General features: G+C 36.2%; 11 protein-coding genes. 9 read left to right on the forward strand and 2 right to left on the reverse strand.

The window, feature by feature from the left end:
* Window positions 1-6: 6 nt before the first annotated feature.
* The 6 genes from WFZ86_RS14650 (at window position 7) to WFZ86_RS14675 (ending at window position 5,749) form a co-directional block, all read left to right on the forward strand.
* Complete coding sequence (locus tag WFZ86_RS14650) at window positions 7-222, forward strand: DUF350 domain-containing protein (RefSeq protein WP_342692616.1); 216 nt, start codon at window positions 7-9, stop codon at window positions 220-222.
* Entirely contained in the window at window positions 215-1,735 is a 1,521-nt protein-coding gene (locus WFZ86_RS14655) for a polyamine aminopropyltransferase (RefSeq protein WP_342692617.1), read from the forward strand. The genes WFZ86_RS14650 and WFZ86_RS14655 overlap by 8 nt, the downstream gene beginning before the upstream one ends.
* Window positions 1,710-3,338 carry an FAD-dependent oxidoreductase gene (locus tag WFZ86_RS14660; RefSeq protein ID WP_342692618.1) on the forward strand — a complete coding sequence of 543 codons (1,629 nt, stop codon included), beginning with the start codon at window positions 1,710-1,712 and terminating at the stop codon, window positions 3,336-3,338. The genes WFZ86_RS14655 and WFZ86_RS14660 overlap by 26 nt, the downstream gene beginning before the upstream one ends.
* Window positions 3,316-4,338 carry a hypothetical protein gene (locus WFZ86_RS14665; protein WP_342692619.1) on the forward strand — a complete coding sequence of 341 codons (1,023 nt, stop codon included), beginning with the start codon at window positions 3,316-3,318 and terminating at the stop codon, window positions 4,336-4,338. Before WFZ86_RS14660 ends, WFZ86_RS14665 begins: the two co-directional genes overlap by 23 nt.
* A gap of 75 nt (window positions 4,339-4,413) precedes the next feature.
* Window positions 4,414-4,809, forward strand: coding sequence for a Dabb family protein (locus WFZ86_RS14670; protein WP_342692620.1), 396 nt, complete (start codon window positions 4,414-4,416; stop codon window positions 4,807-4,809).
* Window positions 4,810-4,906: 97 nt separating this feature from the next.
* Entirely contained in the window at window positions 4,907-5,749 is an 843-nt protein-coding gene (locus WFZ86_RS14675; protein ID WP_342692621.1) for a site-2 protease family protein, read from the forward strand.
* A 141-nt stretch (window positions 5,750-5,890) separates the two neighbouring features.
* Here the strand turns inward: WFZ86_RS14675 and WFZ86_RS14680 are convergent, their stop codons facing one another.
* Window positions 5,891-8,545 carry an MGH1-like glycoside hydrolase domain-containing protein gene (locus WFZ86_RS14680; protein ID WP_342692622.1) on the reverse strand — a complete coding sequence of 885 codons (2,655 nt, stop codon included), beginning with the start codon at window positions 8,543-8,545 and terminating at the stop codon, window positions 5,891-5,893.
* A 261-nt stretch (window positions 8,546-8,806) separates the two neighbouring features.
* Between WFZ86_RS14680 and trpS the strand changes: the two genes are divergently transcribed.
* Window positions 8,807-9,787, forward strand: coding sequence for a tryptophan--tRNA ligase (gene trpS, locus WFZ86_RS14685; protein WP_342692623.1), 981 nt, complete (start codon window positions 8,807-8,809; stop codon window positions 9,785-9,787).
* Between the two features lie 117 nt (window positions 9,788-9,904).
* Here trpS and WFZ86_RS14690 read toward each other — a convergent pair whose 3' ends face one another.
* Entirely contained in the window at window positions 9,905-10,183 is a 279-nt protein-coding gene (locus tag WFZ86_RS14690; protein WP_342692624.1) for a DUF1294 domain-containing protein, read from the reverse strand.
* 88 nt (window positions 10,184-10,271) lie between these two features.
* Between WFZ86_RS14690 and WFZ86_RS14695 the strand changes: the two genes are divergently transcribed.
* A complete protein-coding gene (locus WFZ86_RS14695; RefSeq protein ID WP_342692625.1) occupies window positions 10,272-11,090 on the forward strand; it encodes a BRO family protein in 819 nt (272 codons plus the stop codon).
* Window positions 11,091-11,125: 35 nt separating this feature from the next.
* Window positions 11,126-13,249 carry a Tex family protein gene (locus WFZ86_RS14700; RefSeq protein WP_342692626.1) on the forward strand — a complete coding sequence of 708 codons (2,124 nt, stop codon included), beginning with the start codon at window positions 11,126-11,128 and terminating at the stop codon, window positions 13,247-13,249.
* The last annotated feature ends 62 nt before the right edge of the window (window positions 13,250-13,311 follow it).

Here is a 13,311-nt window from a genome sequence, read left to right on the forward strand (position 1 = left end):
AATACTATGGAAATTTTAACTATGAGACCTATTTTAGCATCTATTGTCTTTTCGCTTATAGGGATTGCAATTTTATTGATTACCTATTTTATTATCGAAAAATTGACTCCCGAAAATACTTGGGCTCAAATTTCAAAAAATAATAATGTGGCTTTGGCAATTGTTTTTGGAGCCTTCATCATTGGAATTTCAATGATCATTAGTGCCGCAATTCATGGGTAAAAAGATTTTAAAATTTGAATATTTATTACTTTTTGCCGTATTCACCATTGCTACTTGTGGACTAGTTTACGAACTCGTCGCGGGTACTTTGGCCAGTTATTTATTGGGCGATTCGGTAAAACAATTCTCGTTTATCATTGGAGTTTATCTTTTTTCGATGGGAATTGGCTCCTACTTTTCAAAATTTTTGACCAAAAATCTGCTCAATACTTTTGTTGAAATTGAAATTTTGGTTGGATTAATTGGAGGATTGAGCTCCGTGATTTTGTTCCTGCTTTTTGAAAGTATTAATTCCTTTCAGTTTATACTTTACTTCCTTGTTTTTGTAACAGGTTGTTTGGTAGGATTAGAAATTCCACTGTTGATGAATATTCTGAAGGACAAAGTCGAATTTAAAGATTTAGTCTCAAACGTTTTTACTTTTGATTACATTGGAGCTTTATTGGCTTCCATATTATTCCCCTTGGTTTTAGTGCCAAAACTAGGCATTATGGGTACTTCCTTATTCTTCGGAATGATCAATGTATCTATTGCAATTGCCCTATGTTACTTACTCAAAAATGAGTTGAAAAAAGTACATTTGGTTCGAAGTAAAGCCATACTTTCCTTTTTAATTTTACTAGCTGTTTTTATATTCTCTGATAAAATTTTGTCCTATTCAGAAGGAAAACTCTATGGTGAAAACATTGTTTATACCAATACTACTCCTTACCAAAGAATTGTTTTAACGCACAACAAAAGTGATTATCGCCTGTACCTCAACAATAACTTACAGTTTAGCTCGACCGATGAATACCGCTATCACGAAGCGCTGGTGCATCCCGCATTATCAATGGCAAAAAGCGTGTCGAATGTTTTGGTTTTAGGCGGTGGTGATGGACTTGCCGTTAGAGAAATTTTGAAATACAAAGAGGTGCAAAAAGTAACTCTTGTGGATTTGGATGAAGGAATGACGAAAATGTTTAAAACCAATACCATCTTAAGCGGTTTTAATGCTAATTCGCTCAACAATCCTAAAGTGACTGTTTTTAATAAAGACGCTTACATTTGGGCAAAAAATTGTCGAGAAAAATTTGATGTCGTGATTATTGATTTTCCAGATCCATCCAATTATAGTCTAGGGAAATTGTATTCACTTAATTTTTATGCTACGATTCAAAACCTTTTAAACCAAGATGCTGTGGTCGTTATTCAAACCACATCGCCTTATTTTGCACCCAAATCCTTTTGGTGTATTAATAAAACGGTAATGCAAGTTTTTCCGCAAATTGATGCTTATCACGCGTATGTTCCGTCGTTTGGTGAATGGGGTTTTACCATCGCAATTAATGGTTTTGGTACTACATTTAATACAGTAAACCGAAAAGTGGATGCTTTGCGTTTTTATAATTATCAATTTGATAAATTCAATTATTTTTCTCAAGATATGATTTCAAAAGACATAGAAATCAATCGATTAGATAACCAAATTTTAGTACGCTATTTCGATGAAGAATGGGGAAAATTACAATAACTCAAGAAGAAACTTTCTAAAAATAATAACTACTTCGTTACTCGCTATTCCTTTATTGGAGGCGTGTAAAGAAAAAGTGGTTACTCTTTTGATTCGATTATCAGGAACCAATCATATTTTGGGGCATCGTCTTAGAGCAAAAAATTTTCCTAAACCATCAAAAGAAATTACCGTTCCATATCTAATTATTGGTGGCGGAATCTCTGGATTGAGTGCGGCCAGACAACTCACTAAAAAAGGAATTACTGATTTTTTAATGATCGAATTAGAAGATCATTTAGGTGGCAATTCATCCAATGGCGAGAACCAGTATTCTAAATATCCATTGGGAGCCCATTATTTGCCTTTACCGAATTTAGAGGACAAAGCCTTATTGCAATTTTTAGAAGAAGAAAAAATCATCGTAGGTTATGACTCCAAAGGGTTTCCAAAATTCGATGAAACTCAGCTGACTTTGGCTCCCGAAGAACGTTTGTTCTATAGAAATAATTGGCAAGAAGGAGTCGTGCCAAAGGAAGGAAATGCTGCCGCTGAAGATCAAGAATTCGTTCGCTTTTTCAAAGTAATGGATGGTTTTAGACGCCAAAAAGATGAAGAAGGAAAATATTGGTTCACAATACCTCTTGCTGAATCATCCAAAAATAAAGCAGTAAAAGCATTGGATACTTTGACTATGCAACAATGGTTTGAGAACCAAAATTTTACAGCAAAACCTCTTTTTGATTATATTGATTATTGTTGCAAAGATGATTTTGGTTTAGGAATCTCCTACGTTTCTGCTTATGCAGGTATTCATTATTTTGCCGCAAGAAAACAAAATGCTTCCGAAGATCATCAAGATTCGGTGCTTACTTGGCCTGAAGGAAACTCAAGATTAGCCAATCACCTGAAAAAATATGTAAAAGGAAAATCACTAAAAAACCACTTGGTTTTCGAAATTGAAAATGATATTCATAAAGCAGTTGCCAAAGTTTTTGATAATGAAACCAAAACAACCATTGCAATAACCGCGAAAAAAATTATACTTGCAACACCTCAGTTTGTAAATCAATACCTGTTGAAAGACCGAAAAGATTTGGCTTCACATTTTCATTACACTCCTTGGCTATTGGCTACTTTAGTTTTGTCTGATATAAACGATAACGGAAGGTTTCCTTTGTGTTGGGATAATGTAATTTATGGTTCAAAAGGTTTGGGATATGTCTACGACCAACATCAATCCCTTCAACAACTACAGGATAAAAAAGTAATCACTTATTATTACAGTTTCTCTAGTGCCGATTTGAAAAAAACACGCCGAGAAGTGTATAAAAAGACCAAAGAATATTGGAAACAAATGGTTTTTGATGATTTAAAAATAGCCCATCCCACTATTGAATATTTAACTGAAAGTATCGAAGTTCATTTATTAGGTCACGGAATGATTAGTCCTGTTCCTAATTTTATTTTTAGTGATACCAAAAAAGAAGCTATAAAACCTATCGACAATACGCTGTTTTTTGCTCATAGTGATGTATCGGGTATCTCTATTTTTGAAGAAGCCTTTCATCAAGGAATTAACGCAGTAAATACAATGCTCGATGCAACAACCTTGGATTCATAAAGCCAAAACAGATAGTATATTTATCTTATCGCCTTCCTTTTTGGTGGTTAGTGTTGTATTTCTATTTCAAAAACAGCTGCAACAAATAGAAACTAAGTATTCCTTTTACACTTGGCTCTTTCTAATTGTTTTTATCGATGTCGCACACGTTTATGCTACTTTATTTAAAACCTATTTTGTTGCAAGCGAATTTCAAAAAAAGAAAAAATTACTAATCGGTTTGCCTATTGTATGCTTTTTAATTGGAATCGTTTTATTCTCTTTTGGAAGTAAAGTCTTTTGGTCTGTAATGGCATATATAGCTGTTTTTCATTTCATCAGACAACAATATGGCTTTATGCGTTTATATGCACGAAATGAATCTAAAAAATGGGCTTGGATTGATAACGTAATAATTTATACCGCAACAATTTACCCTATGCTGTATTGGTTTTTATCGTCTCCAAGGGAATTTAATTGGTTTGTTGAAAACGAATTCTTGCATTTCGAAAACCCTTTATTGATTATGGCTTTGAGCTGGATTTATGGTTGTGTACTCCTTCTTTATATAATTAGAACTTGTTATTTGGCTATAAAATACCATCATTTTAATATACCAAAAAATGCAATACTGCTAGGAACCATTTTGTCTTGGTTTTTCGGAATTGTCTATTTTAATAACGATTTGATTTTTACTTTGCTTAATGTCGTTTCTCATGGCATTCCGTACATAGCACTTATTTATCTCAATGAAATCGATAAAAAACCATCCAAAGAATTGCATTCGTTATACTATTTCAAACATTTTAAAGGACTTTTACTCTTCTTATTCGTTTTGCTTTTGATTGCTTTTTCTGAAGAATATCTTTGGGAAATTTTAGTTTGGAAGGAACAATTGTCAGGTACAACAGAAGATTTTTCAAATTGGTATTTCTTAATTGTACCCTTACTAACCGTACCACAATTTACTCATTATCTCTTGGATGGCTTCATTTGGAAGAAAAACAAATCTACCACATAAAAATCGCACTATTTTTTCATATTTACTTTTATTTATTTCGATATTTACGTTCTATATACTTTTAAATCAGAAGAAATGAAACGTAGACGATTTATCGCATCAACTGCTTTGGCCGGTGTGGCAAGTGTAGGATTGGCCATGAACACAAGTCCAAAACAAGCAAAGTTTTTATTGCATCATGTGTTTTTTTGGCTAAAAAATCCCAATGCTACCGCCGACAAAGCACAACTAATTGAAGGACTCAAAACCTTAGCAGCTATTCCGACGGTGAAACAAATTCACGTGGGACTTTTGGCCTCGACCGAAAAACGCGAAGTGGTAGATACCTCTTGGGATGTCTCAGAACTTCTTTTTTTTGAAGATGAAAAAGGGCAAAAAACGTATCAAGATCACCCAATTCATCAAGACTTTGTCAAAAAGTATTCGCATCTCTGGCAAAAAGTTGTGGTTTATGACGCTATTGATGTGTAAGATACCAACTCCCTTTTTCATAACCTAGTTGTAACGTTTGACTCAAATAAATACTAACAAAAAAAACGAATCAAACAACAACTAAAACAGTGCTGTTATGAATAAAAAAATGATCATCGAATCGTTACTAGGGATCGTAATTGGAGGTATTGCAATGTTTACTTTTTTACATTTCATTCCCAAAGAACTCCTTATGAAATTCTATCCCAAAGGTGATTTTGAGACTTTTGCTTTTTTCGTTTCACTTTTAGTGGGTCCGTTTTTTGCCATTGCTTTGCACGAATTAGGACATTTAACAGCAGGACTTTTACAAAAACACCAATTACAATTATTTGTCGTGGCTTTCTTTGGTTTGAAAAGAGAAAACCAGCGAGTAAGAGTATTTTTCAACAAAGAAATGCAATACTTTGGTGGTATTTCTGCCACTTCACCAATAAACTTAGAGGGCAATTTAAAGATACAATTTGCAAGAATTTTGGGTGCTGGCCCATTGTTTTCATTGCTTTTTGGTGGTGTTTTCCTTTTTCTTTTTTATTACTTTGATTCCGCTTGGAATGGTTTCAATGGTATAGTTGGCCTCATTTCAATTGCACTTTTTTTTGCTACTACCATTCCCTCAAAATCTGGTCTTTTTTTTACGGATAGAAAAAGATTGCAACGTTTGTTGAACAAAGGCAAAGTTGGCGAAATAGAATTAGCCCTTTTACAAGCATCTTTCCAAATGCTATTAGACCAAAATGCCAAGAATTTGGAAATCAATAAACTCCAATTAATTCAAACCGATACTGAAGCTGTGGTCCAATTTTGGGGTTTCTTCTTTGAATACGCCTACTACAAAGACTATCAAAACACAGAAAAAGCCACTTTACTTAAAAACAACTTACTGAGTTATCAAACTCTAATTCCAAAGAGCATATGGAAAAGTCTAGCTATTGATTAGAGCTTAAACCAAAGTGTCTATCATCCAATTTTAAATTCAAGGAAAAGGACTGATTCGGAGTCTGCGTTCATTTATTCCGAGCCTCACAATTTTAAAAGGTAAAAAAAGAGTACTATCTCGAAGGGAAATAGTACTCTACATTTAAATTTGTTCCGAATCGTTATTCAAATGATGAATGATTTCGGCAATAAGTCCCGTCCATCCTGTTTGATGATTGGCGCCTAATCCTTTTCCGGTATCGCCATCAAAATATTCAAAAAACAAATGATTCGAATTGAAGTTGGGGTCTTTTTGAAACTTTTCATAAGGCCCATACATGGGTATAAATTGTTCTTTATTGGGGACAAAAAGTGAGAGTAAACGATTCGCTACCTCATCAGCAGCATCTTTTATATTCATCATTACTCCTGAATGCGTTGGAAATTCTACTTTGTAATCGTTTCCGTAATAGTTACAGAATTTCTCGAGTGAGTCTAAAATCAAATAGTTCATTGGGAACCAAATTGGGCCGCGCCAATTGGAATTTCCGCCAAACATATCTCCAGTAGCTTCGGCAGGTGTATAATCTACTTGAACGGTTCCACCATCATAGGTAAATCGATAAGGATGCTCTTTATGATATTTAGACAAGGAACGAACACCAAAATCAGACAAAAATTCCGATTCATCGAACATCCGTTTCATAATCATCTTCATTCTATGCCCACGAAGAATAGACAATAACTTGCTCTCTCCTTTTCCGGGATTGTACCAACTTGAAACCAAAGCAGCCAAATCTGGTCGGTTTGAAATAACCCATTCCACCCTACGCTTGAAATCTGGCAATTGGTCTAATAATTCTGGGGTTAAAACTTCAACAGCAAAAAGTGGAATCAATCCAACCATCGAACGCACTTTGAGCAATTCGGCTTCGCCATTTTCTTTATGCAACATATCATAATAGAACTGATCGTCCTCATCCCAAAGATTCAATTTGTCTCCGCCAATGGCTTGCATAGCACCAGCAATATGTAAAAAGTGCTCAAAAAACTTAGAAGCCATATCTTGATACACCGGATTTTCAATCGCAATTTCACAAGCAATTCGCAACATATTCAGGCTATACATTGCCATCCAACCCGTTCCGTCGGCTTGTTCTAAATGACCACCTGTTGGTAAAGCTGCCGAACGGTCAAAAACACCAATATTATCCATTCCAAGGAATCCACCTCCAAAAATATTGTTTCCTCCTTCGTCTTTCAGGTTTACCCACCAAGTGAAGTTGAGCAATAACTTATGGAAAATGCGTTCCAAGAAAACACGGTCGCCTTTACCACCATTCATCTCTTTATCAATGGCATACACTTTCCAGGTTGCCCAAGCGTGTACGGGAGGATTCACATCCGAGAACGACCATTCGTAAGCAGGAATTTGTCCGTTAGGGTGCATATAATATTCTCTCAAAATCACCGATAATTGTCGTTTGGCAAAATCGGGATCCAATCGTGCCAAAGGCAAAGTATGAAAGGCCAAATCCCAAGCAGCAAACCAAGGATATTCCCATTTATCAGGCATTGACAAAATGTTGGAAGTGTACATATGTTTCCAAGCACTATTTCTTCCTTTGCTTCTATTCGCATCGGGTTTAGGCATCGAAGGATCTCCTTTGATCCACTCATAAACATTGTAGTAATACCATTGTTTGGTCCACAACATTCCAGCATAAGCTTGACGTTGTACTGATTTCAAATGCTCCCCTTTGATATTCTTTTGCAAACTATCATAAAACAAATCGGCTTCCTTCAAACGTTGGGCATAAATGGCGTCAAAATCTTCAAAAGGAGCTCTTGGCGTTTGATTGGTAAAACGCAATCGGATTACTTTTTTTCCTTTAGCGGGAATAAGTTGTTCGTATTTTGCAGCAGCTTTAGTTCCTATTTTATTCGGATTTACAGCATCTTTTTTCTTATTAATGATATAATCGTTAATGCCGTCTTTGGTATACTTTGCTAAATTTTCGGAATGGTATAAGCGTTGAAAATTGGTTTCGTTTTCACAAAAAAGCAGTTCATCTGCATTTTCTGCATACAAAGTATAATGTCCTACCAAACGATGATTGACTTCGATTACTGATTTTCCGTTGCCCACCAAAGAGGGTTTATGTTTGTAATTGTCATAGCCCCAGCACCAAGTGTTTCGGAACCAAATAGTAGGTAAAACTGTAATAGGAGCCGCCACATCCGATTGATTTTCGATAGTAATTTGAATCAAAATATCCTGCTGATCGGCTTTGGCATATTCAATGCTAATATCAAAGTAAGCGTCTTTATCAAAAATGCCCGTATCCAAAAGTTCGTATTCTGGTTGCTGGCGATTGCGTTTTTTAGATTCTTTGACTAGTTTTTCATAAGGAAATGCCGTCTGTGGATACTTGTACAACATTTTTTGGTAAGAATGTGTTGGTGTCGCGTCTTGGTAATAATAAATTTCTTTGACATCTTCTCCGTGATTGGATTCGTTTCCGGTGAGTCCAAAAAATCGCTCTTTAAGAATTTTATCATTGTGATTCCAAAAAGCCAAAGCAAAACAAATATGCTGTTTGTTATCTGAGATTCCTCCTATTCCTTCTTCTCCCCATCGATAGGCTTTGGAACGCGCCATATCGTGAGTAATACTATTCCAAGCATCTCCATTGGCAGAATAATCTTCTCTAACAGTTCCCCATTGTCTTTCGGTTAAATAGGGACCCCATTTTTTCCAACCTTTATTGTCTTTTCTTTCGAGTAATCGGGCTCTTTCTGCGTCTATCTCGGTCATAGCACTATTTGTTTTTGTCTTTTGCAATTTATAGAAATACGGTTAAAAAAAGAGAAAAAAATCCATAAAAATCCCTAAACAATTCTTCCCTATTGATTTTTTTTAGAAGTGTAAAATACTAAATCTCTAAATTCTGGTCTTTTGAAAAGGTTTTCCGAGAAATGAACAAAGCCTTTTGAACACTTTACTCATAAAATTTTACCCAAAAATGATAGGAAAGCGGGCAAACTTTGCGAACTTTGCGATTCAGAAACTACAACAATGGCAAAAATATTAACGGGAGTACAGAGTACAGGAACTCCGCATTTGGGTAATTTATTAGGCGCAATTATACCCGCAATTGCATTATCGAATGATCCAAAAAATGAATCATTCCTTTTTATCGCCGATTTGCATTCGATTACACAAATCAAAAATGGCGAAACCTTAAGAAACAATACTTATAGTACCGCAGCAGCTTGGTTGGCGTGTGGACTAGACGTCAATAAAGTCATTTTTTATCGCCAATCCGATATACCTCAAACGGCTGAATTGTCTTGGTATTTAAGCTGTTTTTTCCCCTTTCAACGTTTGACTTTGGCACATTCTTTCAAAGACAAATCCGATCGTTTAGACGATGTGAATGCTGGATTGTTTTCGTATCCGATGTTGATGGCTGCCGATATTTTATTGTATGATGCCGAATTTGTGCCCGTAGGAAAAGACCAGTTACAACACCTTGAAATCACTCGTGATGTGGCTTCTCGATTTAATCACCAAATGGGAGAAACCTTTGTGTTACCCGAAGCCAAAATCCAAGAAGACAATATGTTGATTCCTGGTACCAATGGCGGAAAAATGAGTAAATCAGCCAATAATGTCATCAATATTTTCTTGGATGACAAAACGTTACGCAAACAAATTATGAGCATCGAAACCGATAGTACTCCATTGGAAGATCCAAAAAATCCTGATACTTGTAACGCTTTTGCTATCTATAAATTATTGGCCAACGAAGCCCAAATTGACAGGATGAGAAACAATTATTTAGGAGGAAATTATGGTTATGGTCACGCCAAACAAGCCTTGTTTGAACTCATTGTAGAAAAATTCAAAACCGAGAGAGAACGTTACAATTATTACATCAATAACCTGACAGAAGTAGACGCCTTATTGAAACAAGGTGCCGAAAAAGCAGCAACCATCGCCAATGGGGTTTTAGATCGCGTACGCTTAAAATTAGGTTTCGAATCGTTACAGTAAAGGTTACTACGAATAAATTATGAAAAGGAATATTCCGAATTGGGGTATTCCTTTTTTGTTTCATTTTGGAAATGGGAAAAAATTCCTATTCGAATGTATGTTTGTAGCGAAATAAAATTAAAGGGATACTGTTTTAGAATAAAACCAGCCAATCGTTGCCAAAACTTGGAGTACCACTATTAACCAAAATTTTATAAGATAACTGGTTTTCCTTGTTTTATGTCTGAACAAAAGCATTGCTAATCCACTACCTAGAGTTCCTCCGAAGAACACGAAGGTTAAAAGGGTTGTTTCGGGTATTCTTCTTTTATTTTTTTGAGCTACTATTTTGTCGTAGCCTATTAAAATAAAAGCCAATACGTTAATCAATAAAAGAAAGTAAAAAACGAAGTTCATTTGGGTAAAAATTGAAGTCAAAGATAAAAGAAGTAAGTTGTTTTTCTTATATTTAGAATTCTTATGTAAGTTTAAAAATCCCTTAATTATGAGCCCAATTAAATTATTCGAAGCCAAAAAAGTACGAAGCCATTACGATGCTGAAAAAGAAATTTGGTATTTCTCAGTTATTGATGTTATTCAGATTTTAACAGATAGTACTATCCCTAAACGATATTGGACTGATTTAAAGAAGAAGCTAAATAACGAAGGAAGTGAAGCGTACGATAAAATCGTACAGTTGAAAATGCTTGCCGAAGATGGTAAAAATAGATTGACAGATACCGCCGATACGGAAACTTTATTGCGCTTAATTCAATCCATTCCTTCTCCAAAAGCAGAACCGTTCAAGCAATGGTTAGCAAAAGTGGGCTATGAACGAATGCAAGAATTGGCAGATCCCGCCCAAAGTTTAGACCGTGCTCGTGAAAATTGGCAAAAATTGGGACGTAGCGAAAAATGGATTCAGCAACGAATGACTGGACAAGAGACTCGCAATAAATTAACCGATTATTGGAAAGAATCGGGTGTGGAAAAGAAAGATGAATTTGCAATGTTGACCAATATCATTCATCAGGAATGGACAGGATTATCTGTTAAAAATCATAAAGAAATAAAAGGACTGAAAACTCAAAATTTAAAAGATCATATGACGGAAGCTGAATTAATTTTTACAGCTCTCGCAGAACTTTCTACCCGACAAATTGCCGAAACAGAAGAAGCCAAGGGACTTTTAGAAAATGCAAAAGCCAGTAAGAAAGGAGGAGCAATTGCCAAAAACGCCCGACTAGCTTTAGAAGAGAAAACTGGAAAAAGTGTAGTAACAGGAGAAAATTTTCTACCACCAAGTCAAAAAGAGCTAGAGTAAATTTAGCTATTTTAGCCGTCCGAAAAATTCAAAAAATGACCAACCTACAATTCATCGCCCAAAAGGTAGCTACCGCATCCATAAACATTCAAAACACGGTTCAATTATTACAAGAAGATTGTACCATTCCGTTTATTTCGCGTTACCGAAAAGACAAAACAGGCAATCTGGATGAAACACAAATCGAACAAATTGCTAAACTCCAAAAAGAGTACGAGACCATCTTGAAACGAAAAGAAGCCATCGTAAAATCCATCGAAGAGCAAAACGCCTTGACTCCCGAATTGGATAAAAAAATCCAACAAAGTTTTGACCTACAAGAGTTGGAGGATTTGTATTTGCCTTACAAAAAGAAAAAAAGAACCAAAGCCGATGTCGCTCGTGAAAACGGACTAGAACCTTTGGCCAAAATTATAATGGCACAGAAAAATGACGATGTCGATTTCTTGGCTACACAATACTTGAACGATGCCATTGTCAATGAAGAAGCGGCTTTACAAGGCGCCAGAGAAATTATTGCCGAATGGATTAACGAAAATATTTATGTTCGTAAACAACTGCGCCGTTTGTACGAACGCAAAGCCACCATCACCACCAAAGTAGTCAAAACGAAAAAAGACGAACCTGATGCACAAAAGTTTTCGCAATATTTCGATTGGTCTGAACCGTTGACCAAAGCACCTTCGCACCGACTCTTGGCGATGCTGCGTGCCGAAAATGAAGGTTTCATCAAGTTCAAAGTAGAAGCTGATATTGACGAGGCCTATGATGTAATCGACGAATTGGTGTTGAAAGGTCAAAGTCCTAGCACATCCCACGTACAATTGGCTATTGAGGATTCTTATAAAAGATTGCTGCAACCTGCCATTGCCAACGAAACCTTGCAAGAAGCCAAAGCCAAAGCCGATGCCAATTCCATTCAGGTTTTTGCGAATAATTTAGGGCAATTATTATTGGCTCCACCTTTGGGCGAAAAACGAATTTTAGCCATCGACCCAGGATTTCGTTCGGGTTGTAAAGTGGTTTGTTTGGACGAAAAAGGTGATTTGCTCTACAACGAAACTATCTATCCGCACGCGCCACAAAATGAAACGGCAATGGCGATGAAAAAAATCAAATCGATGGTCAATGCCTATAACATCGATGCAATTTCTATCGGAAATGGAACCGCTTCACGCGAAACAGAATTTTTCATCAAGAAAATCGCTTTCGATAAGCCTGTACAAGTTTTTGTCGTATCAGAAGCGGGGGCTTCGGTGTATTCCGCTTCCAAAATTGCTCGTGAAGAATTCCCCAATTACGACGTCACCGTTCGTGGTTCGGTTTCTATCGGACGTCGTTTGTCAGATCCTTTGGCCGAATTGGTCAAAATCGACCCCAAAGCCATTGGTGTGGGACAATACCAACACGATGTGGATCAAAGTAAATTGAAAGAAGAATTGGATGCAACGGTAATTCGTTGCGTGAATTCGGTGGGAATCAACATCAACACCGCCAGCAAACATTTGTTGAGTTATGTGAGTGGTATTGGAGAAAAACTAGCCGAAAATATAGTGACGTATCGCTCTGAAAATGGTCCATTCGACGATCGAAAACAACTCAAAAAAGTACCGCGTTTGGGAGATAAAGCCTTCCAACAAGGCGCAGCTTTCATCAGAATAAAAGAAGGAAAAAATCCGTTAGACAATTCGGCGGTGCATCCCGAAGCTTATGCCATAGTAGAAAAAATGGCCAAAGCCTTGAAAATCTCTGTGAATGATTTGATTGCCAATAAAGAAAAAATAGCGCTCATCAAACCCGAAAACTACGTAACGCCCGAAATTGGGATTTTGGGTATCAAAGACATTCTCAAAGAGCTCGAAAAACCAGGATTAGACCCAAGAAAATCTGCTAAAATATTTGAATTCGACCCAAATGTCAAATCCATTAAAGATTTGAAAACCGGAATGATTTTGCCAGGCATTGTGAACAACATTACCAATTTTGGCTGTTTTGTCGACATCGGAATCAAAGAAAGCGGTTTGGTACACATTTCCCAACTCAAAGCGGGTTTCGTAAGCGATGTCAACGAAGTGGTCAAACTCCACCAACACGTTGAAGTAAAAGTAACCGAAGTTGATGAAGAAAGAAAGAGAATTCAGTTGACGATGATTTTGTAAAATAGAAAAATCCCAAAATTCATACTGTTCATTGAATTTTGGGATTTCTAAATTTGTAAGCA

It is taken from the genome of Flavobacterium polysaccharolyticum, assembly GCF_038739875.1.
Lineage (GTDB): Bacteria > Bacteroidota > Bacteroidia > Flavobacteriales > Flavobacteriaceae > Flavobacterium > Flavobacterium polysaccharolyticum.